This is a genomic window from Modicisalibacter ilicicola DSM 19980, from assembly GCF_900128925.1.
GTDB lineage: Bacteria > Pseudomonadota > Gammaproteobacteria > Pseudomonadales > Halomonadaceae > Modicisalibacter > Modicisalibacter ilicicola.
This window is the reverse complement of sequence record NZ_FQUJ01000002.1, coordinates 183,571-206,859: the sequence shown is the minus strand read 5'-3', so window position 1 is coordinate 206,859 and position 23,289 is coordinate 183,571. Positions and strand designations below refer to the sequence as shown.

At 62.4% G+C, this 23,289-nt stretch carries 24 protein-coding genes; 14 read left to right on the top strand and 10 right to left on the bottom strand.

Annotation, left to right across the window (positions count from 1 at the left end; genetic code table 11):
- The first annotated feature begins 73 nt into the window (after positions 1-73).
- On the top strand, positions 74-1,318 hold the full coding sequence (locus tag BUA41_RS01010) for an AMP-binding protein (protein WP_072818793.1): 1,245 nt from the start codon (positions 74-76) through the stop codon (positions 1,316-1,318).
- 64 nt (positions 1,319-1,382) lie between these two features.
- Here the strand turns inward: BUA41_RS01010 and greB are convergent, their stop codons facing one another.
- Positions 1,383-1,916: a transcription elongation factor GreB gene (greB, locus tag BUA41_RS01005; protein ID WP_072819411.1), complete on the bottom strand. Its 534-nt coding sequence runs from the start codon at positions 1,914-1,916 to the stop codon at positions 1,383-1,385.
- 104 nt (positions 1,917-2,020) lie between these two features.
- Between greB and BUA41_RS01000 the strand changes: the two genes are divergently transcribed.
- The 6 genes from BUA41_RS01000 (at position 2,021) to cysN (ending at position 7,266) form a co-directional block, all read left to right on the top strand.
- Positions 2,021-2,662: a tetratricopeptide repeat protein gene (locus tag BUA41_RS01000; protein ID WP_072818791.1), complete on the top strand. Its 642-nt coding sequence runs from the start codon at positions 2,021-2,023 to the stop codon at positions 2,660-2,662.
- 89 nt (positions 2,663-2,751) lie between these two features.
- Complete coding sequence (locus tag BUA41_RS00995; RefSeq protein ID WP_072818789.1) at positions 2,752-3,381, top strand: NUDIX domain-containing protein; 630 nt, start codon at positions 2,752-2,754, stop codon at positions 3,379-3,381.
- 4 nt (positions 3,382-3,385) lie between these two features.
- Entirely contained in the window at positions 3,386-3,832 is a 447-nt protein-coding gene (locus tag BUA41_RS00990) for a DUF1249 domain-containing protein (protein WP_072818787.1), read from the top strand.
- A complete protein-coding gene (locus BUA41_RS00985; protein WP_072818785.1) occupies positions 3,832-4,554 on the top strand; it encodes a metallophosphoesterase in 723 nt (240 codons plus the stop codon). Before BUA41_RS00990 ends, BUA41_RS00985 begins: the two co-directional genes overlap by 1 nt.
- 181 nt (positions 4,555-4,735) lie before the next feature.
- On the top strand, positions 4,736-5,650 hold the full coding sequence (gene cysD, locus BUA41_RS00980; protein ID WP_072818783.1) for a sulfate adenylyltransferase subunit CysD: 915 nt from the start codon (positions 4,736-4,738) through the stop codon (positions 5,648-5,650).
- A gap of 182 nt (positions 5,651-5,832) precedes the next feature.
- Positions 5,833-7,266 (top strand): sulfate adenylyltransferase subunit CysN, encoded by a 1,434-nt coding sequence (cysN, locus tag BUA41_RS00975; protein ID WP_072818781.1) that lies wholly within the window; start codon positions 5,833-5,835, stop codon positions 7,264-7,266.
- Here cysN and BUA41_RS00970 read toward each other — a convergent pair.
- The gene (locus BUA41_RS00970) at positions 7,256-7,732 is read right to left on the bottom strand and encodes an Rrf2 family transcriptional regulator (RefSeq protein WP_072818778.1); all 477 of its coding nucleotides are present in this window, start codon (positions 7,730-7,732) and stop codon (positions 7,256-7,258) included. The genes cysN and BUA41_RS00970 overlap by 11 nt on opposite strands.
- Positions 7,733-7,940: 208 nt before the next feature.
- Between BUA41_RS00970 and BUA41_RS00965 the strand changes: the two genes are divergently transcribed.
- Genes BUA41_RS00965 through BUA41_RS00950 form a run of 4 tightly spaced genes read left to right on the top strand, consistent with a single transcriptional unit; the run spans position 7,941 to position 11,500 of the window.
- Positions 7,941-9,131, top strand: a complete 1,191-nt coding sequence (locus BUA41_RS00965; protein ID WP_175546911.1) for an NnrS family protein — start codon at positions 7,941-7,943, stop codon at positions 9,129-9,131.
- A 54-nt stretch (positions 9,132-9,185) separates the two neighbouring features.
- Positions 9,186-9,590 carry a ribonucleotide reductase subunit alpha gene (locus BUA41_RS18835; protein ID WP_072818774.1) on the top strand — a complete coding sequence of 135 codons (405 nt, stop codon included), beginning with the start codon at positions 9,186-9,188 and terminating at the stop codon, positions 9,588-9,590.
- Positions 9,591-9,606: 16 nt separating this feature from the next.
- The gene (hemN, locus tag BUA41_RS00955; protein ID WP_072818772.1) at positions 9,607-11,001 is read left to right on the top strand and encodes an oxygen-independent coproporphyrinogen III oxidase; all 1,395 of its coding nucleotides are present in this window, start codon (positions 9,607-9,609) and stop codon (positions 10,999-11,001) included.
- A gap of 25 nt (positions 11,002-11,026) precedes the next feature.
- The gene (locus tag BUA41_RS00950; RefSeq protein WP_072818770.1) at positions 11,027-11,500 is read left to right on the top strand and encodes a hypothetical protein; all 474 of its coding nucleotides are present in this window, start codon (positions 11,027-11,029) and stop codon (positions 11,498-11,500) included.
- A gap of 25 nt (positions 11,501-11,525) precedes the next feature.
- On the opposite strand, the gene BUA41_RS00945 is transcribed toward BUA41_RS00950, so the two are convergent.
- The 8 genes from BUA41_RS00945 to BUA41_RS00910 form a co-directional block, all read right to left on the bottom strand.
- On the bottom strand, positions 11,526-11,774 hold the full coding sequence (locus BUA41_RS00945; protein WP_072818767.1) for a DUF2442 domain-containing protein: 249 nt from the start codon (positions 11,772-11,774) through the stop codon (positions 11,526-11,528).
- Positions 11,775-11,807: 33 nt separating this feature from the next.
- Positions 11,808-12,335: a nitrous oxide reductase accessory protein NosL gene (locus BUA41_RS00940; protein ID WP_072818765.1), complete on the bottom strand. Its 528-nt coding sequence runs from the start codon at positions 12,333-12,335 to the stop codon at positions 11,808-11,810.
- 20 nt (positions 12,336-12,355) lie between these two features.
- Positions 12,356-13,180 carry an ABC transporter permease gene (locus BUA41_RS00935; protein WP_072818763.1) on the bottom strand — a complete coding sequence of 275 codons (825 nt, stop codon included), beginning with the start codon at positions 13,178-13,180 and terminating at the stop codon, positions 12,356-12,358.
- Positions 13,177-14,103 (bottom strand): ABC transporter ATP-binding protein, encoded by a 927-nt coding sequence (locus BUA41_RS00930; RefSeq protein ID WP_072818761.1) that lies wholly within the window; start codon positions 14,101-14,103, stop codon positions 13,177-13,179. The genes BUA41_RS00935 and BUA41_RS00930 overlap by 4 nt, the downstream gene beginning before the upstream one ends.
- Entirely contained in the window at positions 14,100-15,416 is a 1,317-nt protein-coding gene (locus tag BUA41_RS00925; protein ID WP_084671003.1) for a nitrous oxide reductase family maturation protein NosD, read from the bottom strand. The genes BUA41_RS00930 and BUA41_RS00925 overlap by 4 nt, the downstream gene beginning before the upstream one ends.
- A gap of 76 nt (positions 15,417-15,492) precedes the next feature.
- Complete coding sequence (nosZ, locus tag BUA41_RS00920; RefSeq protein ID WP_072818759.1) at positions 15,493-17,376, bottom strand: TAT-dependent nitrous-oxide reductase; 1,884 nt, start codon at positions 17,374-17,376, stop codon at positions 15,493-15,495.
- Between the two features lie 3 nt (positions 17,377-17,379).
- Entirely contained in the window at positions 17,380-19,524 is a 2,145-nt protein-coding gene (gene nosR, locus BUA41_RS00915; protein WP_084671002.1) for a transcriptional regulator NosR, read from the bottom strand.
- 242 nt (positions 19,525-19,766) lie between these two features.
- A complete protein-coding gene (locus tag BUA41_RS00910) occupies positions 19,767-20,078 on the bottom strand; it encodes a c-type cytochrome (protein ID WP_072818757.1) in 312 nt (103 codons plus the stop codon).
- A 306-nt stretch (positions 20,079-20,384) separates the two neighbouring features.
- Here BUA41_RS00910 and BUA41_RS00905 point away from each other — a divergent pair, with 306 nt between their 5' ends.
- The 3 genes from BUA41_RS00905 (at position 20,385) to BUA41_RS00895 (ending at position 23,119) form a co-directional block, all read left to right on the top strand.
- Positions 20,385-20,837 carry a c-type cytochrome gene (locus BUA41_RS00905; RefSeq protein WP_072818755.1) on the top strand — a complete coding sequence of 151 codons (453 nt, stop codon included), beginning with the start codon at positions 20,385-20,387 and terminating at the stop codon, positions 20,835-20,837.
- A 46-nt stretch (positions 20,838-20,883) separates the two neighbouring features.
- Positions 20,884-22,233, top strand: coding sequence for a cbb3-type cytochrome c oxidase subunit I (locus BUA41_RS00900; protein ID WP_072818753.1), 1,350 nt, complete (start codon positions 20,884-20,886; stop codon positions 22,231-22,233).
- Between the two features lie 73 nt (positions 22,234-22,306).
- The gene (locus tag BUA41_RS00895; protein WP_072818751.1) at positions 22,307-23,119 is read left to right on the top strand and encodes a CbbQ/NirQ/NorQ/GpvN family protein; all 813 of its coding nucleotides are present in this window, start codon (positions 22,307-22,309) and stop codon (positions 23,117-23,119) included.
- Positions 23,120-23,289: the final 170 nt, after the last annotated feature.

The window sequence follows — 23,289 nt, the reverse complement described above, 5'->3', positions numbered from 1 at the left end:
GGTCAGGGACGACCCGCCTTGTTCCAGCTCGTCACCGTCCATCTACCAGGCCGCACGAGGCAAGAGTCCCACCATGTCCATGTTGACGTTGTCCAAATCCAGTCTGTTGCACGTCCTGAAATCCCTGCTGGCCGACGAGCTGAAGGCGCTCAGGCACCTCAGCGACCATGATCTCGACACGACAGCATGGGATGAGACGACGCTTATTCATGGTTCGTTCGAGTCGGCCGATGGGCAAGGGGCAGCGCGTTCCCTGAACGCCGACTCGATGGAAGTGATCGCCCTGGCGACCCGGGTGAATACCTGCTTCCAGTTGCACGAGAGCGGTCTCGAGGATTACCTGTTGCGCTACAAGACACTGGGCGACTGGGTGACACTGGTGGCGACGGCACGCGACAGGGGGGCGCGCAACCTGGCCTTCACCACCTCGGGCAGTACGGGCACGCCGAAAGTCTGCGTTCACCGATGGGAAACCCTGGTCGAAGAAGCTGCCTTCTTCGCCCGCTATTTCGAGGATGTACTGGACGATCGCCTGACGCGAGTGGTGGCGCTTGCTCCTTGCCACCATATCTATGGCTTCATCTTCACCGTGCTGGTGCCTCAGCTTCTGGAATTGCCGGTGGTACGAGGGCAGCAGGCATTGGCGCTGGCCCAGGCGCGGCGACTTCAGGGCGGGGATGTCGTGGTGGGGTTTCCTTTCGTCTGGCAGCAGTTGAGCCGCCAGGCATTGAGGTTCCCCGAGAAGGTGCTGGGGCTGACCTCCACGGGGGCGAGCGATCCAGAGATCATCCGCCTACTGCGTCGCCAGGGGCTGACCGCGATGGTGGAAATCTACGGTTCGAGCGAGACCGCGGGGGTGGGCGCGCGCGTCGATGCCGATGAGTCCTATCGGCTGCTGCCGCGCTGGCGGCGTGAGGATGTGGCCGAGAATGAGCTCCGGGACGATCGCAACCACCACTATGCCCTGGCGGATGACCTGCACTGGCTGGATGATCGCCATTTCCACCCCCGGGGGCGCAAGGACGAGGCCGTCCAGGTGGGGGGCGTCAACGTCTATCCCGGGAGGATTGCGCGGCTGCTGGAAAGCCTGCCCCAGGTGGCCAGGGCTCAGGTACGACTGATGACCCATGAGGAGGGTGGGCGCCTGAAGGCGTTCGTGGTGCCCTCGACGCCGCTACAGGCCGCGGGAGCCCTGACCGAGAAGCTTACCCAGTGGTGTCGAATGCACCTGACGGCCCCGGAAACGCCTCGGGTCTTTACCTTCGGTGAGAATTTGCCCACGGGAGCGATGGGTAAGCCAGGCGATTGGGAGCTGTAGCATCACGATCTCCCCCGCTTGACGATACGGCGTTGAACCTTTCAGGCAGCGCCTTGAAATCCAGTCAAGGCGTTCGGTAGTCGATTTCGGTGATGACATAGGTGGTGTCGCCGCCCGGCGCGGCGACGGTGACTTCCTCGTCGAGAGCCTTGCCTAGCAGGGCACGGGCCAGCGGGGCATCGACGCTGATCCAGCGCTTGCGGGTGTCGGTCTCGTCGTGGCCTACGATGCGAATGGCCAGTTCCTCGCCGGCTTCGTCTTCCAGGGTCACGAAGGCGCCGAAATAGACGCGCCCGGTGTCCGCGGGCAGGCGATCCACCACCTGGAGTTCCTCGAGGCGCTTGCCCAGGTAGCGAATACGCGCGATGACCCGGTTGAGTTCCTTCTTGTTGTAGGTGTAGTCGGCATTCTCGCTGCGATCGCCCAGCGCCGCTGCCTCGCCGACCTTGGTCGAGAGTTCGGGGCGGCGTACCCGCGAGAGGTGATCATGAATGCCCTGGAGCCGGGCAAACCCCTCCGGGGTGATCAGGTTGCTCTTCTTCTCCTGGCGCGGGTCCGTGGCCGGGTCCCGCCAGCGCGTCATGTTACGGCCTTTCATGGTAAAGCCTTCCTGCTGGTGGCGAATCATTCAAACGTTCGTTACATTGCACTCTGGCATAGCGATGCCGCACAACAACCATAACGTATTTCGAGGAGTCCCCCATGCCATTCCACTCCCGTCTGCTGCCGGCCAGTATCCTGGGCTTCGTCCTGGCCTTCGGCGGGCCTGGCGCACTGGCCCAGGACAGCGAACTGTTCGCGCTGAAGAACCGCTGGGAGCATGTTACCACCCAGACGCCCGAAGGCGCCCGGGCCAAGGCGCTCGAGGCGCTCGCCGAAGAGGCGAATGCGCTTGTTCGACAATATCCCGATCATCCTCGGGTGTTGATCTGGCAGGGTATCGTGCTTGCCTCCCAGGCCCGGGCGGCAGGTGGCCTGGGGGCTCTGGGGCTGGCCAAGGAGGCTCGGTCCATTCTCGAGAGGGCCCTCGAGCTCGACCCCGAAGGCAACGGCGGTTCGGCCTACGTTACCCTGGGAGCGCTCTACGACCGGGTCCCCGGCTGGCCGGTGGGCTTCGGCAACAGCGAGACCGCCGAAACCATGTTCCAGAAGGCCTTGGCGATACGCCCTGAAGGCATCGACGTGAACTACTACTATGCGGCCTTCCTGGAAGAGGAGGGGCGCACCCGGGAAGCCCTGGAACATGCACGGCGCGCCGTGGAGGGCGAGGCCCGGGAAGAGCGCCAGGTCTCCGACGAGGCGTTGCGCGCCCAGGCGCGGGAACTCGTGACTTCCCTCCAGTAGGGCGACGCGGTTGGAATTGCCGGGCGCGGTCCCGATAATGGTGTATTGTCGAGCGACGCTAGCACATTCCATCCTGCCAAGGAGGCCGCATGGCCGAAAGGATCTCGCTGGATACCCCACGCTTCACGGCTACCGATATCGAGCGGACCGGCACCGAGTGCCTGTATCAGGGGTTCTTCAGTCTCGAGCAGCGCCACCTGCGTCATCGCCTGTTCGAGGGAGGGTGGAGCGACGTGGTCACCCGAGAGGTGCATGTGCGCCGGGATGCGGTAGGGGTGCTGCTCTACGATGTGGAGCGGGACCGTGTCGTCCTGGTGGAGCAGGTACGCGCCGGCGCCCTGGACGATCCGCTGAGCCCCTGGAAACTGGAGCCGGTGGCCGGATTGATCGAGCCTGGAGAGAATCCAGCCGACGTGGCCTACCGCGAAACCGTGGAAGAGGCGGGGTGTGAGATACTCGAGCTGATCGAGCTGCATACCTACTACCCCAGCCCCGGCGCCTGCGACGAACGGGTCACCATGTTCTGTGGTCTGGTGGATTCGTGCCGGTTGGGTGGAGTGCATGGTCTCGACGAGGAAAACGAGGATATCCTGGTGCATGTGCTATCGTTTGCCCAGGCCTGGGAACTCCTCGAGGCCGGGCGACTCGACAATGCCATGTGTCTGATCGCCTTCTACTGGCTGGCGCGCGAACGAGCTTCACTACGAGCAAGGAGATGACTCATTGACCAGAACCGCCTATGTAACCGATCTCAAGACACTTCAGGGAGAGTGCACGGCCAATTACCTGCGCATGACTCGCCTGCTGGGTGATCTTGATGCCGGCGACGTGCGCGAGGTACCGCTGGCGGGGGAGTCGGGTCGTTTCGGTACGCTCTGGCTGGAGGTTCTGGAACGCGCCCCCTACACGACCATCGTGCGTGTGACCCAGACCGGTGTGCTGGATGCCTTCATCGAGACGCCGCGGATGCTGGTACACCTCTACCACGACGTGCGCATGGCCGAAGTCACCGATTTCCAGCGCCAGCGCCACTTCAACGGGCGTTATCGCTATCCCAACTCGCGCATGCACCAGCCCGACGAAAAGCTGCAACTCAACCGCTTTCTCGGGGAATGGCTGGACCACGGTTTTGCGCACGGACATGCCGAGTACCTGCCTGAGCTGCGTTGATGCGCCTGATCCAGATCACCGATTGCCATCTCCACGCCGAGGCCTGGGCACGCTCCCGCGTGGGGTATCCCTTGCGACAACTGCGGGCGGTTATCGAGCGGGCCGGGGCGCTGCGTCCGGATGTCGTGCTGGTGAGTGGCGATGTCAGCCAGGACGAGACCGTGGCTTCCTACCGCCTTGCCGATGAGGCTTTCTCGTCCCTCGGTTGTTTCTGGTCCTGGTTCCCCGGCAATCACGATCAACCCCGGCTCATGCACGAGCTGCACGAGATCGACACCGAGGTCGACCTCGGTGCCTGGCGATTGCTGATTCTCGATTCACGGGTCGACGGGCAGGCCTACGGCGCCCTGGGCGAGGCACAGCTGGAAAGGCTGGCGCAGTGCCTGGAAGAGGACGATCGCCCCAGCTTGCTGGCCATGCATCATCCCCCGGTATCGATCGGCTCGGAGTGGATGGACGCCATCGGCCTGATGGACCGAGAGGCATTCTGGGACGCCGTGACGCCATACCCGCAGGTGCGTGGCGTGCTTTGTGGGCATATCCATCAGGCGCTCGCGCTCCGGCAGGGCGAGGTCATGGTCTATGGTTGCCCTGCCACCACCGATCAGTTCCTGGGTGGTTCTCCCGCCTTCGCCGTCGATGAGGCCTCGCGTCCCGGGTTGCGTGTGGTGGATATGCATGGCCAGAGGTTGTCGACCTGGATCGAGCGGGTAGAGCCCTGAGCGCACCCGCCGTCTCTATATATTTCTTTTAGAAATTAAAAGAGGTTTGTTAATTCTTTGACGTTATCGTGGTGGCCCCGATAACGTACCCTCATGACCAGCCCGCATGTCGATGGCGAGGCTGCCCGTTTCGCTGAGACGCCTTCCACTGCCGGGCGTCCGTCATGAGAGGTGACAAGCCGTGGCGCCCTCGCCCCAACACCAGACCCATCTCAAGCAGCTCGAGGCGGAGTCGATCCATATCCTCCGCGAAGTGGCTGCCGAGTTCTCGAATCCGGTGATGCTCTATTCCATCGGCAAGGATTCCTCGGTGATGCTCCATCTGGCGCGCAAGGCCTTCTATCCCGGCACGCCGCCATTTCCGCTGATGCACGTCAACACCACCTGGAAGTTCCGCGAGATGATCGAGTTCCGCGATCGCATGGCCGCGGAGGTCGGCATGGAGTTGATCGAACACATCAACGAGGAGGGCCGTGCAGCCAATATCAATCCCTTCGAGCACGGCAGCGCCAAGTACACCGACATCATGAAGACCCAGGCGCTCAAGCAGGCGCTGGACCACCACGGCTTCGATGCCGCCTTCGGCGGGGCCCGGCGCGACGAGGAGGCCTCGAGAGCCAAGGAACGGGTCTACTCCTTTCGCGATCGCCATCACCGCTGGGATCCCAAGAACCAGCGCCCCGAGCTGTGGAATATCTACAATGCCAGGATCGACAAGGGCGAATCGATTCGTGTCTTTCCCCTCTCCAACTGGACCGAGCTGGACATCTGGCAGTACATCCATCTCGAATCGATCCCCATCGTGCCGCTCTACTATGCCGCGCCGCGCCCGGTGGTCGAGCGCGACGGCATGCAGATCATGGTCGACGACGTGCGCCTGCCGCTGGCCGAAGGAGAGGTGCCCGAGGAAAAGTGGGTGCGCTTTCGCACCCTGGGCTGCTACCCGCTGACCGGCGCCGTGGAGTCCCGCGCCGCCACGCTGCCCGAGATCATCCAGGAGATGCTCCTGACCCGCACCAGCGAACGCAGCGGCCGCGCCATCGATCATGATCAGGCCGGCTCGATGGAAAGAAAGAAACGCGAGGGCTACTTCTAGCCGCTGACGAAACCTCGCTGCGCTCAGCCATACGGCGTCAAACATCAGCTCAAGAGCCTCATTTACATCCCGTAAACTCGCATGCGAGCCCAGTCCGTTCTTTCGCTGATGTTTGCCTGGTCTGGCCTTCGCTCGCTGACGTTTCGTTCAGCGCCTGTGTGACAGATTAACGGAAAACGATTATGGCCCATCAATCCAGCTTGATCGCCGACGACATCGAGCACTACCTGCACGAGCACGAGAACAAGGACCTGTTGCGCTTCATCACCTGCGGCAGCGTCGACGACGGCAAGTCGACCCTGATCGGCCGGTTGCTGCACGACTCCAAGATGATCTACGAGGATCAGCTGGCGGCGATCACTCAGGCTTCCAGGAGCAGCGGCACCACCGGGGAGAAGGTCGATCTGGCCCTGCTGGTCGACGGGTTGCAGTCCGAGCGCGAGCAGGGCATCACCATCGACGTGGCCTACCGTTATTTCTCCACGGACCGTCGCAAGTTCATCATCGCCGACACCCCGGGCCACGAGCAGTACACCCGCAACATGGCCACCGGCGCCTCCACGGCGAGCCTCGCGGTCATCCTGATCGACGCCCGCCATGGCGTGCAGACCCAGACCCGCCGGCACAGCTTCATCGCCGACCTGCTGGGCATCCGTCACCTGGTGATCGCCGTCAACAAGATGGACCTGGTCGACTTCTCCCGGGAGCGCTTCGACGCCATCGTCGCCGACTACCGAACGTTTGCCGAGAAGCTCGATGCCCCGGACATTCGCTTCGTGCCGATCTCCGCCCTCGAGGGTGACAACGTCGTCAATCCAAGCGCCAGCATGCCCTGGCACGACGGCCCCGCACTGCTCGAACTGCTCGAAACCGTCGAGATTGCCCGGGACAGCAACCTCAGCGACCTGCGCCTGCCGGTCCAGTTCGTCAACCGCCCCGATCTCGACTTTCGTGGCTTCTGCGGCACGCTGGCCGCCGGAATTCTGCGTCCCGGGCAAACGGTCAAGGCGCTTCCTTCACGCAAGGTCTCCCGGGTGGACCGCCTCGTCACCTACGACGGCGACCTGGAAGTCGCTTACCCGGGCCAGGCGATCACCGTGACGCTGGTCGACGAGATCGATATTTCGCGTGGTGACTGGCTGGTCGCGGCGGATGCCGATGTGCCGCTATCCAATGCCTTCGAGGCCGATATCGTGTGGATGCACGAGACGGCGCTGGAGATCGACAGGCTCTACGATTTCAAGCTGACCACCCGCGATCTCGCCGGCAAGATTGCCGCCATCGATCATCAGGTCGACGTCAACACCCTGGAGCACAAGCATGCCGACCACCTGGAGTTGAACGCCATCGGCCGCTGCCGGGTGGAGCTGACCGCTCCGGTCCCGGTGGATGACTATCGGCGAAGCCCTGGCACGGGGAGCTTCATCATCATCGACCGCCTGAGCAATGCTACCGTCGGGGTGGGAATGTTGCGCGGTGTGAGCGAATGTCGGCGCACGGCGGATTCCGCCGACAGCATCGATTGGCAGGGGTTCGAGCTCGAGCTCAATGAATTGATCCGCAGGTACTTCCCTCACTGGGAAGCAAGGGATATACGCGACGTGTTCAAGAGCTGACGTTCTTCGATGGGTCAGGTGTGCCGTGAAGCTGCAGGAGCTTGATCAATTCGTTGCGCATGCATGGCTCCGGCTCCAGCATGTCGGCGAGCGTGTAGCCATCGAGTACCTGGAAGAAGGCTTCCAGGGCCTCGAAGAGTACCGTCTTGATGCGACAGGCGGGCGTGATGACGCATTGGTTGTTGTCGCCGAAGCACTCCACCAGGGCCAGATCCTGTTCGGTGTCCCGGACCAGAGCGCCGATATTGATGTCCTGAGCGCGCCGTTTCAGCAACAATCCGCCATGCTTGCCTCGAATCGCTTGCAAATAGCCTTTGTGGTTGAGTTCCTGAACGACCTTCATCAGATGGTTGCGGGAAATATCGTAGCGCTCGGCGATTTCGCTGATGGTGGAGCGCTCTTCTCCCTTGAGCGCGACATAAAGCAGCACGCGCAGCGAGTAGTCGGTGTAGCGGGTGATGTGCATGGGGTAATCCTCGCGAGCAGTAACTCCCTTCCGTTCATTGATGCGGTGCAGAGCCCGTCAGGATGAAGTCGGCGACCGCGAGGCGGCTGGGGTGGACAGCGCCCGACCGTGAAGCAGGCCGAGCAAGTCGGACGCCACGCCAGACTTTCACGGAAGTGGCCAGCCGTATAAGATGCATTTCTCATGTATATTAATGAGGGGGAAGGCCGTGCACAAGGGCAAGGCCCGTTTGGGCGGTCAACGCAAGTTGCCGGCAAAGGCGCTCTTCTTCCCTGCGGCGAGTCTCTATGCGGCGATCCTGGTGCCCCTGTCGTTATGGGCGATGTTCCATCGGCCTCTGTTGCTGCCGGGCATCAGCAGCGGTGTCGGCCATGCGCGCGAGTTGCTGTTCGGGTTTGCCCTGGCCGTGATTGCAGGCTATCTGCTGGGGCCATTGCATCTCGGGCGCCTGCTGCTGCTGTTCGGGTTATGGCTCGGTGCGCGGCTGGGGTATCTGCTGGCACCTGGCAGTATCGTATCGCCTCTTCTGGGTACGCTGTTCGCGCTCGGTCTCGCGGTTCATCTCGTGCCGCGCTTCCGCTCCGCCAGGAAGTGGCGCAATCGCCTGCTGGGCCCGCTGCTGCTGTCGATCTGCGTGCTGGCAGCAATCCTGTTCTGGCTGGTACATGCGGGGGCGGCGGTAGTCACGCAGCATGTCCTGGTGTATCAGGCCGTATTGCTGCTGGCCCTGCTGATGCTTTTCATGGGCGGGCGGGTGATCGCCCCGGCGGTGGCGGGCCATTGCCAGCGTCTAGGCAAGCCCTTGAACGCGCGCGTGCAACCGCGGCTCGAAGGAGGGCTCATCCTGAGCATGCTCCTGGGCATCGCCTTGATGAGCTGGCCTGGCGCTCGCGACTGGGCCGGGCCGATGCTCGTCCTGACAGGGCTGCTGGGGCTCGTGCGTCTGCTGCGCTGGCGGTTGTGGCGGTGCCTGGGGCGTCCTGATCTGCTCTGCCTGGGGGCAGGCTATGGCTGGCTGGTGGCGGGGCTGTTGAGCAACGGGGTCGCTCAATGGCTGCAGCAGATGACATCGGGCTTGATCCATGTCATGACCTTGGGGGCGTTGGGAACGCTCTCGGGTGTTATCATGATGCGTTCCGCCATGCTTCAGGCCAGTGGCCGGCAGACGCTGGATCTCGCGCGAGAATGGCGGGTGCCGGTGTTCACCTTGCTGATCGCGGTGGCGACCTTGTTGCGACTTGCTGCGCCTCACGTCGCAGCCCTGCATCTAGCGCTGCTGTGGAGTGCCGCTCTTGCCTGGAGCCTGGCCTGGTTATTGGTCACGCCCTGCCTGTTCAGGGGTGCCGATCATGGCCTGAAACACCAAGCCGCACGGCGCGGCGAAGTGCACCACCGATGAGCCTTCGGGAAAGCGAGTTCCGGTTGGCACTGTTGTAATCGTAAGGAGGTTCTCGTGTCCATTTCCAGTTTTGCCGATCTGCTGACGGAAGCCCGCCGACAGCCAGAGCCTCAGCGCCTGCTGTTCGTGTTTGCCCGGGCCGAGTTGCCGGATCATCCCAGTGCGGCGCAGCGTGAGCGTTTCGAGCGTGGCGAGGGCGGGGTGTTGATGCCGGTGCTGTGTGTCGACAAGACGCTCGATGAGTTGAGCGACATGGCGGCCCTGGTCGAGGAGTCACGGCGCACCGAAGTGGAATGGGACATCGTCTTTGCCGCCGCCCTGGCCGGCGATGGCCATGAACCGCCCAGCAGTGACGAGGCTGAGCTGCCCTTGCAGCGCATGGTGGAATCTCTGCAGCAGGGGACCATCGACAACTTTCTGGCCTTCGATCGCCAAGGCGACACGGTCAGCTTCCATTGAGTTTCCTGGAGACATCGTGAAACCAGATGATTTGACCTTTGACCGCGCCCTGGTCGAGAAATACGACCGGCCGGGGCCGCGCTATACCTCTTACCCCACGGCGCCTCGGTTCAACGCCGCCTTCGCCCTGGACGACTATCGGGATGCGGTGAGGCGCAGCAACGCCGATGCGTCGCCGAAGCCGTTATCGGTCTACATCCACATCCCGTTCTGCAAGAGCCTTTGCTACTACTGCGCCTGCAACAAGATCATCACCAACAAGACCGACAAGGCGGTGGAGTATCTCGACTACCTGAAACGCGAGATCGCGCTTCAGGCCGAGCTCTTCGACGCGAATCGCAAGCTGACCCAGCTGCATCTGGGCGGCGGCACGCCGACCTATCTGACCAACGATCAATTGGCCGAGTTGATGAACGCCCTCGATGAGGCTTTCACCCTCGAGCGGGGCGAGAAGCGCGAATTCTCGCTGGAAGTGGATCCGCGCACCGTCTCGGCGCGGCAGATCCACGAACTGCACGGGCTGGGGTTCAATCGCCTGAGTCTTGGGGTGCAGGATTTCGACCCCGACGTGCAGCAGGCGGTCAATCGCCTGCAAAGCGAGCAGCAGACCCTGGAGCTGATCGAGGCGGCAAGGGAGGCGGGTTTCGATTCCGTCAGCGTCGATCTCATCTACGGCTTGCCGTTGCAGACCGTCGAGAGCTTCGCCACGACCCTGGACAAGGTGGTGAGCATGCGCCCGGACCGGGTGGCGGCCTACAGTTATGCGCACCTTCCCGAAACCTTCCGCGCCCAGCGACTGATCCGACCCGAGGACATGCCACCGCCCGAGCGCAAGCTGGAACTGCTGGAGCTGACGATCCACCACCTGCAGGCGGCGGGCTACGTCTATATCGGTATGGATCATTTCGCGCTGCCCGACGACGAGCTCACCCGGGCGCGGGACAACGGCACCCTGCAGCGCAACTTTCAGGGCTACTCCACCCATGCCGACTGCGACCTGATCGGTCTGGGCGTCTCCGCCATCGGCAAGGTCGGCGACACCTACAGCCAGAACGCCAAGGTGCTGTCGGAGTACTACGCGCGCCTCGACGAAGACCAGCTGCCCATCCAGCGCGGCTATCGGCTCAACGACGACGACCAGCTGCGGCGCGACGTCATCCATCAACTGATGTGTCACGGGCGGGTCGATTTTGCCGACATCGAAGCGGCGCACGACATCCGTTTCCGGGACTATTTCGCCGATGCCCTGGCGTCCCTGGATGAGCTGGTGGCCGACAGGCTGATCTCCCTCGAGAAAGACGCCCTGGTGCTGCATTCCCAGGGACGGCTGATGATGCGCAACGTGGCCATGGCCTTCGATGCCTACATCGCGGCGGATTCCCGAGAGAAGCGTTTCTCGCGCACGGTATGAACCCGCAGGAGAGGGCAAGGCAGCCATGACGGAACTCGCCCTGGCGCGGGTCGTGCATGTGGTGGCGGTGGTGCTGTGGATCGGCGGCGTGGCCATGGTCACCACCGTGCTGCTGCCTGCCGTGAAACGCTTCAAGAGCCCCGAGGAGGCGGTGGCCTTCTTCGAGAGGGTGGAGGCACGCTTCGCCTGGCAATCGCGCATCACCACGCTGCTGGCCGGCGCCAGCGGCTTCTACATGCTGCATCTGCTGGGCTGGCAGCGGCTCTGGCTGCCGGGCTACTGGTGGCTACACGCCATGATCGCGGTATGGCTGCTGTTCACCTTGATGCTCTTCGTCTTCGAACCGCTCTTCCTGCACCGCTGGTTCAACGAACGCGCCGAGCGTGCGCCGCAGGCGACCTTCCGGTTGATACACGGGCTTCACTGGGGATTGTTGACCGTGAGCCTGATCACCGTCGCCGGCGCCGTGGCGGGGAGCCACGGCTGGTTCTGGTGGTAGGCATGCGCGAATGTAATGCTTGAGTTCAAGCGACATGGTTGCGACGTCGGGTCATATCACCTCGGCCTGCCAGCAATCCCTCAATGGATATATCTTCGTCCAGAGCATCCCAATGGATGCCTCGCGGGCTTAGCTCATAGGCCTCAATCTGCGCTTGGGTGGCATTGAGCAGGCGCGGATACCGCGTCAGAGGTACACCGATCGTGCGCCCGTCGCTGAGTTCGACCCAGAAACTATCGTCGTTGAACGTCACATGCTTAGGAGAAGTAGTCATCAAGTTCTTCCTTATATAAGTCTTGAAACCAGTTTAGTGCAATTCTCCCCGCCCCAGCTTGCCCAGCAACTCCAGGTCGATGTCCTCGAAGCGGATGATCTCGCCGCCGTGCTCGCCACGAAACGCCTCGGCCTGCTCCTGTTCGGCGAAGGAGGCGAGGGTATGGCCCATGGCGCCGCGCCGGTCGTGGCCGACCACGTACCAGGCATCGACGGCGCGGACGTAGGCATCGTCGGCGGGATTTTCCCAGGTCGTCTCGGCGATGTTGTGCACGTAGGCATGGCTGAGCTGGGTCTCGTTTTCCGGCTGCTTGAGGAAGGTGAACAGATCCATGGTCGAGCAGAACTTCAGGGCCTCGGGATCGTTCTTCATGAAGGCCTGCCCCTTGGGGCCGGGGAAGTTGGTGATCGTCATGCCGCACACATGGCAGGCATCGCCATCGGTGATGGGCTCCGGCGATGCCAGGACGGACTGCTCTGCCTCCTCGCTGCAGCCTGCGAGGCCGATGCCGAGCAGCATGGCAACCAACAGCAGAAAGGGTAATGAAAAGTGACGTGGCATGGTTGAGTGACCTCGATTGTCTATACGGAGCGATTTCGAAAGCGCAGCAGCGCCAAAGCCAGGGGCACGACGATCCACCCGAGCAGGATCAGCAGCAGCCACTCCGGCTGAAAGGCGCTGTCCCGGGCGAGGGCGGTCAGCCCCGAGTAGGCCTGGGCGGCTTCGAGGCCGGCCAGGTTGATCAGCCGGAAGCAGTCCGTGGGGTTCAGGAGCAGCAGGTAGGGCAGCCAGTCGCCACCGTGCTGCGCCCCGACCAGCAGCGCCAGCAACGCCAGGTCGAAGACCAGCACGAACAGGAACCAGACGATCAGGGCGAGCCCGGCGGCCCGGGCCTTTTCCACCACCCAGACGCTGATCAGGTAGGCGAAGGCGATGAACACCCAGCCGAGCAGGACGCTGCTGAGGATCAGCAAGGCGATGCTGCCGGCGAGTTCGCCCATGTCGATGCCGTTACCGCCCAGGGCAATGGCGACTCCGGCGATGCCGAAGCCCAGGGTGGTGGCGACGCCGAGAATCAATCCATGGCCCAGGAACTTGCCCAGCAGCAGCGCCGAACGGCTCAGCGGGTAGGTGAGCAGCAAAAGCAGGGTGCCGGCTTCCTGTTCGCCGACGATGGCGTCATAGGCCAGCAGCAGGGCGATCAGCGGGATCAGGAACACCGCCAGGGTCGACAGGCTGACCACGGTGGTGGCCAGGGACGTGAAGCCCAGGCCGCCGCTGGCGGCGGCACCGAAGTAGGCGATGCCCACTGCCATCATGGCCAGCACCAGGGCGATGGCCAGTACCCAGCGATTGCGCAGGCCGTCCTGGAACTCCTTGCGGGTGACGGTCAGGATGGCATTCATGACAGACCTCGAGATGACACGGTAGAAGAAAAATGCGCGTAGAGATGCTCCAGGGTGGGAGGAAGCAGTTCGATATCCTCGACACCCGGGGTGGTCGTCAAACGGCGCAGCACGGCCATCTTGTTCGAAGGGTGAACGCGAAACTCGCAGGCATGGCCATTGAGCCGCTGTGGAGTGCTGCGGGCCTCCGGAATCTCGAACAGCGGCTCGTTGGATGGCCAGTCGCCCTTGGCACGAATGGTCAAGGGCAGTTCTGCCTGGTGGCGCAGTTCATCCAGGCTGCCCAGGGCCAGGCGGCGCCCGGCGCCGAGGATCAAGGCGCGATCGATGTAGGGCTCGACCCCCGGCAACACGTGGGAGGACAGCAGTACCGTGCAGCCTTGGTCGCGCAGGGTCTTGACCGTGGTGTAGAAGTCCCGGGTCGCGGCGGGGTCGAGACCGGTGGTGGGCTCGTCGAGCAGCAGCAATTGCGGCTCGCCGAGCAGTGCCTGGGCCAGCCCAAGGCGCTGGCGCATGCCCTTGGAGTAGGTCTTGACGCGACGCCTGGACGCCTCGCCGAGACCCACCTGCTCGAGCAGGTCATCGATCTGGCGCCGGTCGACGCGCTTGAGTCGGGCGAAGTAATCGAGCACCTCGCGACCGCTGAGCTGTTCGTAGAAGCCCACGTTCTCGGGCAGAAAGCCCAGTCGCTGGCGCAGCCGGTCGGCCTCGGCGCCGTGGGGTGGCGTGCCAAACACCTGGAGATCGCCCTCGCTCGGTGCGATCAAGCCGAGGATCAGCTTCATGGTGGTGGTCTTGCCGGCACCGTTGTGGCCCAGCAGGGCGAGCACCTCGCCTTCATGAACCTCGAGGTCGAGAGCGTGAAGACTCGTGACGTCGCCATGGCGCTTGGTTACGCCGTCGAAGGTAATGATCTGGTTCATGTCTCTGTCTCGTCACGCGTGGGATCGACCATCAGTGGCGCGCTGTCCTTCACCCCTTCGGGGCGAAACACCGGGAACTGGCGCTGAGCCCAGCGCAATGCCAGCACCGCCGGGCTATGCATCAGAAGGCGCGCGGCAGGGTAGCGCCACAGTACGCGATCCATGGCATCATTGGGTTCGTGGCTGGTATCACCGATGCCGTCGTTGTCCAGGTCCCAGCCCAGGTAGTCGCTCCAGTAGTTGCCACCGTCCTCCCGGGACCATTCCTGGGGGCGGGTGGCCACGTACTTGACCTGCTGGCGATTGTCGACGAAGGCGTTGCCGACCACCTCGTTGTCTTCCGAGCCGGCGGTGAGATGGATGCCGATGTCGCTCCTGGCGAAGCGGTTGTCGAGAAACTCGTTGAACTGGGAGTTGTAGACGAAGATGGCCTTGCCGTCGCCGCCGCTGAGCTTGCCCTCGCCGTGTTCGTCGACGGGCTGGGTGATGCCCTCGATACGGTTGTCGCGTATCACCGAACCGGTGATGTTGTTCATCAGGATACCGTAGTTGTCGTCGTTCACCGATCGGTTTCCGACCACCGTCAGGCGCTTGGACTGCATCAGCGCGTAGCCGGTCCGGGTATCGTGAGTCAGGTTGTCCTCCACCCGGTTGTCGTAGGCATACATGTAATGAATGCCATAACGCAGATCGTAGAGCGTGTTGTGGCTCAATACGTTGTTGCTGCTGGTATCGATATAGATGCCGTCTCGGGTGCGGGTGATATCGTTACCCGAAACTCGCACGTCTTGCACATTGAACAGGTGGATGCCGTTGCCACGGTCCTGGGACCGCAGCCCCGTATCACCGCGAATGACGTTGTCGACGACTCGAACGCCCTTGACCGCGTCCAGCCAGATGCCGAAGCCTGGCCCCTCGAGCCGGTTGTTACGGATCACGCTGTTGGTGCCCTGTTCGGTAACGAAGATACCGGCATCCAGGTCGGTGAGGTTCTTGCCCCAGTTGACGATCTCGAGCCCTTCGAGCGTCACCTCCGGAGCATCGATGATCACCGCATGACCCTCTCCCTGGCCGTCGATGATGGCCTGTTCCTCTGCGCTGATCCGCAGGGAGCGAGTGATGTCGAGTGGCCCCGGGTAGCGGCCCTTGGGAAGATGCAGATGATCGCCGTCGCTGGCCTTGTCGATCAAGGCTTGTGGCGATTGTCCGGGGGTGGCTTCCAAATCGGCGCCGAAGACGGCACTGGACAGGGAAAATAGCGCAATGACCAGCAGAACGCATCGCGCGCCTGGTGGCAATGGAAATCGTGGCATCAGGGCTCCTGCGGCACGGGCCGGCGAGCGTTATCGCCCCCGGCCCGTGTTTTACTTGCTCAAACTTCAGCCTGCATCAAGCAGGTTCGACCAGCATGCGACCGGACATCTCCATATGCATCGCGTGGCAGAACCAGTTGCAGTAGTACCAGTACACCCCGGGCTTGTCGGCGGTGAAGGTCACGCTGGCGGTCTGCTGCGGGCCGATCTCCATCTGGGCACCATGGTTGACCATGCAGAAGCCGTGGGTCAGGTCCTCGACCTGGTCCAGGTTGGTGACGACCACCGTGACCTCGTCGCCCTGCTTGACGGTGAACTTCTCCAGCCCGAACTGCGGCGCCACCGAGGTCATGTAGACGCGTACCTTGTTGCCGTCGCGGATGACCTTGTTGTCGCTCTCCAGGGTGACGCCATCCTTCTTGGCCATGGCCACCGTCTCGGCGAAGAACGGATCGTCGCGCTTCCATAGCTTGGACGGGTTGATCTGGTCGGCGCGCACCAGGATGCAGTCGTGAGGCTCGGCATAGGTCGGGCCGTCGTGTATCAGCTTCATCTCCTCGCCGGAGATGTCGATCAGCTGATCGTTCTCGGGGCGCAGCGGGCCAACCGGCAGGAAGCGGTCCTTGGAGAACTTCGAGAGCACCACCAGCCACTTGCCATCCGCATCCCGGGATTCCGTCAGGCTGGCATGGTTGTGGCCAGGCTGATAGTGCACGTCGAGCTTCTGGCGCAGGTAGTTGACCTCTTCACCGTTGTAGCTGCGAATGGCGTCTTCGATGTTCCACTTGGCCACCTGACTGTCGATGAACAAGGTGGTATAGGCATTGCCACGGCCATCGAAGGTGGTGTGCAGCGGCCCGAGGCCAAGCTCCGGTTCGGCAATCACGGCATCGCGCGGCTCGATCTTGTCGGCGAAGACATCCGGCAGCTTGTCGATGGCGATCACCGAGCAGGTCGGCGAGAGCTTGCCGTTGGCGATGAAGTACTTGCCGTCCGGCGAGGTGTTGAGGCCATGGGGGTTCTTGGGCACCGGAATGTAACGGGTCAGCTTGGAGCCATCACGACCGTCGACTACCGGCACCTTGGAGTCACCGATGGTCTTGTAGTCGCCGGCTTCGACTGCCTTTTCGATCGCTTCAACATCGAACACGACCGCCCAGTCACGCTCGTTGCGCATGGTCTCGGCCAGGGTCACGCCCTTCTCCGAGTTGTAGCAGGTCGAGGCGACGAAACGCCCGGTGTAGTCCGCGTCGGTGTTGTCCAGGTTGCCGTCGACGATCACCTGCCAGGCCACTTCCATGGTCTCCGCATCGATGGCGTTGAACATGGTGTAGTAGTTCTCCGGCGTTTCCATGTCGCGGCCATCATTGACCTGCGGAATCGGCAGTTCGGCATTGGCGAATACGTACTTGGTGTGCGGCACCTTCTGCAGACGCAGGCCGTGGATCGCCTGGACATTGGGGATGGTGGTGATCTTGTCCGTCTTCATGACGTCGAGACGGATACGGGCCACCCGGGTGTTGGCCTTGTCGTTGATGAACAGGTACTTGCCATCGTAACGACCGTCGGTCATCGAGATGTGCGGGTGGTGGGCATCGCCGGCGAGAAAGCGTGCGGAGTCCCCGAGGATCCGCTTGGATTCGTTGGAGATGCCCCAGCCGGTGGCGCTATCGATATTGAATACCGGGATGCGCATCAGCTCGCGCATGGAGGGCACGCCCAGGATGCGCACCTCGCCGGAGTGGCCGCCGCTCCAGAAGCCGTAGTATTCGTCGAGTTCACCCGGGGCGATCTCGACACCGTTGCCTTCGCTGGCGGCCTTGGCCCGCTGGCTTTGCAGCAGTGCGGCACTGCCGAACCCGCCGGCGAGCCCTGCACCGGCCACGCCCGCGACACCGGTGTTGCGCAGGAAGTGGCGGCGGCTCAGGCTCTGCAGTTCCTTCTTCTTGTCTTCACTCATGCTTCATTCCTCGTTGTGGATGGGGATGCGTTGCAGCGAGGCGCTTCCCGCGCCGGACGCTGCCGGGTCGAATGGTTGGGCTACCTTGCCTCCAGAAACTCGGGCTGCCTTCTCGTAACGCTTGCGCCGCTTGACCATGGGCGGGCAGCGCTGGTCATCCCAGTAGGTGACCTGACAATCGAGACAGTAATGGCATTCGTTGGCGTTGATGTGTCCATCCGGGTGGATGGCACCTACCTCGCACTCGCGAGCGCAGATCTGGCAGGGCGTACCGCAGCTGCCGCGGTGGCGCTTGAGCCAGTCGAAAAGCCGCAGCCGCGAGGGTATCGCCAGGCCGGCGCCCAGCGGGCACACGTAGCGGCAGTAGAACTTGTGATTGAAGATGGAGACCGCCACCAGCGCCAGGGCGTAGAGCACGAAGGGCCAGTCGCGCTGGAAGCGCAGGGTGATCGCGGTCTTGAAGGGCTCGACTTCGGCGAATTTCTCCGCGGTGCCCAGGGAATTCAGCGAAATGGCGAACAGCACCAGCAGGATGATGTACTTGATGGCCCATAGCCGCTCATGCAGCCCGAAGGGCACCTCGATCTGCTTGACCCCCAGCTTGCGGGACGCCTTGTTGACCAGATCCTGCAGGGCGCCGAAGGGGCAAAGCCAGCCACAGAACACCCCGCGACCCCACAGCAGCAGGCTGACCGCCACGAAGGACCAGAGAATGAACATCATCGGGTCGATCAGGAAGGAGCTCCAGCTGAAGTCGGTGATCAGCGAGTGGGTGAAGGTCAGGATATTGACGACCGAGAGCTGGGCGAGGGCATACCAGCCGATGAACACCAGGGTGTAGACCAGAAAGCCGATGCGCAGGGGCTCGAAGATGCGCGGATAGCGCACCAGCACATCCTGGAACAGCATCACGCCGGTCAGTACCAGAAGACCCGCGCCGAGCACGCCGATCTGGAAGGCCTTGTCGTACCACACCTGGACCCAGATGGGGCGCTCCACCACCGGCTCGGGGCGATCGACATAGGCCTCGGGGATGCTGTAGTCGGCACTGAAACGAGTGAATTCCGTGTCCAGCGGCCCGGAGGCACGACGCACCAGCAGGTCCAGCTGCCAGGGCCGGCCCGGATCGAAGCTGGCCTCCTCGCGAATGATGAAGATGTCCTTTTCCGTCATGCGTGGCATGTCGTCCAGCGAGAAGCGGCCTACCCGCTGATGATCCAGGTCGTGGAAGGTGATGGTGCGGCCATCCTGGCTCAATTCGATACGATCGAAGATGCCGCCGCGCACGTAGCCCGATCCTTTGAAGGAGTAGTCACCGTTGGCCATCAGGGCGACGGCATGCTCACCGGGCTCGAGGCTTTCCATCAGCGCCTCATAGCGGGCATCGCCCAGCAGGTTACGCCCGGCCATGGGAGCATTGAGGTAGGTGTAGTAGAGATCGATGAAGGTCTTGTCCGCGGGCTCGGGCTGGCCGCGCATGTAATTCTCGGCCGCCGTGCCGACGAAGGCCTCGTCGACCTGGCCGTGGGTCAGGCGCAGGCGGCGGATGGTGCCGTCGCCGGTCAGGGTCTGCCAGTCGGCTTCCTCGAACACATCGGCCTTGACCGTGGCGGCGGGCTGAGCGGAGGGGTCTTCGATGATGCCCAGGCTGGCGGCGACCTGACGTGCGGCACGCATGATGGTGTCGTTGACCACGATCACCGTGACGGTGGCACCGGAGATGGCATCCAGGTTGTCGCCGATCTTGGGGTTGTCGCTGACGCTGTAATTGGTGTGGGCGCCGGCGAAATTCTGCAGCTTCTCTTCGGGAATCCCCACCAGCATGATCGGCTCGGAATGATCGAGCACTTCGGCGAGGGTCAGCTGCCCGGCAGGATCGATGCCCACCAGCAGGTTGACCGGCTTGCCGGAGTAGGCGGGAATCGGTGCGATGTCCACGCTCTCGAAGACATAGCCCAGCACCTCATCGCCGTTCATGACCGCCTGGACCGGTAAATCGGACTCTGCGTCGACGAGACGCCGAGCGTCGGGAAAGCCATTCTTGACCTGCTCGAGTTCGATGGCCAGGGCCGGGAGCGACAGGCACCACAGCAGCACGAGGGTCACTGCGGTCTGGGCAAGGCGTAGGAGGTAAGGTGCAGGGGTCATGAGTCGTGCCTTGAATACTGGCTAGAACTATGGGTATTCGCCGGTGATGAGTGTCCGGAAAGGGCACCGATGCTTGATCCGGCGATGGCCAACGCTTGGTGCGGAGCATGCCATCGACGATTCGAGACTGTATTGATTGGCGTCAATAGTTGAGCATCGAACTCGGGTATGAATGATCAGGCTGACTCGACGACGGTCCGCACGAGGCGGACCGTTCACTGCAGGGTCTTGCGGCTTCAGGGCTACTGCTGGCTGTAGTAGGCGGCGATATCGGCGATGTCCTCGTCGGACAGCGACTGGGCCTGCGGGGTCATCATCGCTGCCATGCCGCCGCTGCGCTGGCCTTCGCGATACGCCTTGAGAGAGCTTTCCAGGTATTGCGCGGACTGCCCGTTCAGGTTGGGGTAGATCGGGGCCGTGGCCTGGCCATCCTTGCCGTGGCAGGCGACACAGGCGCTGATCTTTTCGGCGCCGGCTTCGGCATCCCCCGCGGCCTGGGCGGTCAGGGCGAAGGTGGCACAACTCAGTAATACTGCGGTGGTCAGGATTCTCATAACTAGTCTCCAGAATGCCTCTTATTGGGCTTGAGAAAGCCTGGAGCGACCACACGCCGCGCCAGGCTGGATGGCTACGATGATGCCTGCCATCTAGATGCGAGTAAATTGACGGAAGTCATGTTAAGCGCGAAAAGATGGATTCAATGGCGTCGATCAAGACGAGATACTAGCCTGGCAATTGACCGGGGTATAGACGTGGGATAATCTTTAAGACGTATTTTCGATGCATGTTAAGGGTGTGCTCGATCATGCCGATAATAGGCCCGGTCTGCAACGCCACATAATGAAAGGGGGGGGAACCACATGGCCGATGGTCTTACAAAATCGGCGGCTCGCAATATCTTCTTCGGCGGGTCGCTGTTTTTCTTCTTGCTGTTCGCCGCGCTGACGGCCCACAGCCACTGGTACATGAAGACGACATCCACCAACGAAGAGACGCTGACGGACTCCGTGAAGCATGGCAAGGAGGTGTGGGAAGAACACAGCTGCATCAACTGCCACAGCCTCATCGGCGAAGGCGCCTACTTCGCGCCGGAGCTCGGCAACGTCTGGCACCGCTACGGGGGACGCGAGAATCCCGAGGCCGCTCGCGCGGGCCTGAAGGCCTGGATGAACGCGCAGCCGCTCAACGTGCCGGGGCGTCGTCAGATGCCGCAGTTCAATCTGAGCGAGGAAGAGTTGGATGCCCTGGTCGATTTCTTCCAGTGGACCGACTCCATCGACACCCAAGATTGGCCACCCACCAAGGCCGGTTGATAGATCGCGTACATCAAGGGTTCAAGAAAACAGGAGCATCGAACCGATGAAATATGAAACGCAATGGGTGGCCTATCCGTTCTTCGCGGTCGCCATGGCGCTATTCGCGCTGCAGGTCGTCTTCGGATTGCTGGCCGCCACCGTCTATGTGTTGCCTGAGTTCTGGGCAGAATTCATGCCCTTCAACGTCATCCGCATGAGCCATACCAACCTATTGATCGTCTGGTTGCTGATCGGCTTCATGGGCTGTACCTACTTCCTGATGCCCGAAGAGGCGGAGCGGGAAATCCACAGCCCCATGCTGGCCTACATCCAGTTGGGCATCTTTGCCATCGCCGGCGCCGGCGCATTGGTCAGCTACCAGTTCGGCATTCATGAAGGGCGCGAGTTCCTCGAGCAGCCGTTCTGGGTCAAGGTATTGATCACCATCTCCTTCCTGATGTTCCTCTACAACACCAGCATGACCCTGCTCAAGGGGCGCAAGACCGCCGTCAACATGATCCTGATGCTGGGACTGTGGCTGGCTGCCGTCTTCTGGCTGTTCGCCTTCTTCAACCCGGCCAACCTGGCGCTGGACAAGCTCTACTGGTGGTGGATCGTTCACATCTGGGTCGAGGGCGTGTGGGAACTGATCATGGCGTCCCTGCTGGCCTATCTGCTGATCAAGATGACCGGGGTGGACCGCGAGGTCATCGAGAAGTGGCTCTATGTCATCATCGGCCTGGCACTGTTCTCCGGCCTGCTGGGTACCGGCCACCACTACTACTGGATCGGTGCGCCCGGCTACTGGCAGCCCATCGGCAGCATCTTTTCCACCCTCGAGGTACTGCCGTTCTTCGCCATGGTGATGTTCGCCTTCACCATGTTCTGGAAGGGGCGCCGTAACCACCCCAACAAGAGTGCCATGCTGTGGACCCTGGGTAGCGCCACGGTAGCCTTCTTCGGTGCCGGCGTATGGGGCTTCATGCATACCCTGTCCTTCGTCAACTACTATAGCCACGGTACTCAGGTCACCGCCGCTCACGGCCACCTGGCCTTCTATGGCGCCTACGTGATGATGATCATGGCAGTGATCACCTACGCCATGCCGCAGATTCGCCGCGTGCAGCCCTACAACCAGATCCTCAACATGTGGAGCTTCTGGATCATGACCGGCGCCATGTCCTTCATGACCTTCACGCTGACCTTCGCCGGTGTGGTGCAGACCCACCTGCAGCGTGTGCTGGGCATGAACTACATGGAGGTGCAAGACCAGCTGGTACTGTTCTACATCATGCGTCTCGGCGCAGGCGTGGCTGTGGCCGTCGCCGCGCTGCTCTTCCTCTACGCCGTCTTTGGTCGCGCTCGCGAACAGGTGCCGGCCGGCGGTACCCAGATGACCAGTGGCTCTTACTGAGTCATTCTAGCCAAGCAGCAACCCGTGGCCTCCTTCGAGGCCACGGGCGCCGATCCTTCCCTGGAGTGTCCCTATGTCATCCTCTTCCGCCCGGTCTCTCGAGTCCGATCGAGAGATTCCGTACTATCACGCCGTCGGCAACGAGTGCGAGCTGTTCGAGCAGGCCTATCGCCAGCACTTGCCGCTGCTGCTCAAGGGGCCGACGGGTTGCGGCAAGACGCGCTTCGTCAGTCATATGGCGGCGCGACTGGGCAAGCCGCTGTTCACCGTCTCCTGTCACGACGACCTGACCGCTGCCGACCTGACCGGTCGTTACCTGCTGCAGGGCGGCGAGACCCGCTGGGTCGATGGGCCGTTGACCCGCGCCGTTCGCGAAGGCGGCATCTGCTACCTTGACGAGGTGGTGGAGGCTCGCAAGGACGTCACCGTGGTGCTGCATCCGCTCACCGACGATCGCCGCCTGTTGCCCCTGGAGCGTACCGGCGAACTGCTCGAGGCACCGGACGATTTCATGCTGGTTGTCTCCTACAATCCCGGCTACCAGCACATCCTCAAGTCGCTCAAGCCCAGCACCCGCCAGCGCTTCGTGGCCCAGACCTTCGATTTCCCGCCCCCGGCGGTGGAACGGGATATCGTGGCCCGGGAAAGCGGCCTGTCGGCGGATAGATGCAGCGCCCTGGTCAATCTGGCAGCACGGCTGCGCGACATGAAGGGCCAGGATCTGGAAGAGGGGGTCTCGACACGCCTGCTGGTCTATTGCGCCACCCTGATCGCTGCCGGCATGCCCATCATGGAAGCGACTCGGGCGACTCTGGTGGAGCCGCTCAGCGATGACGAGGATGTGCAGGAAGGGTTGATGGAAGCCATACGCGCCACCTTCGGCTGAGAAAGCTCGATTCATTGCTGCGCTCGATATCCTGGCCGCCGGCGGTACTCAAACTCCTCATTTACTGCCGTGTAAATTCCGGTTTTTCCGTTCCGGCGGCGACCAGCCTCTCATCGCTCGCGACATGAATCGAAGCTTTCTCTTAAAATGTGTTTCAAGGGCATACGCTT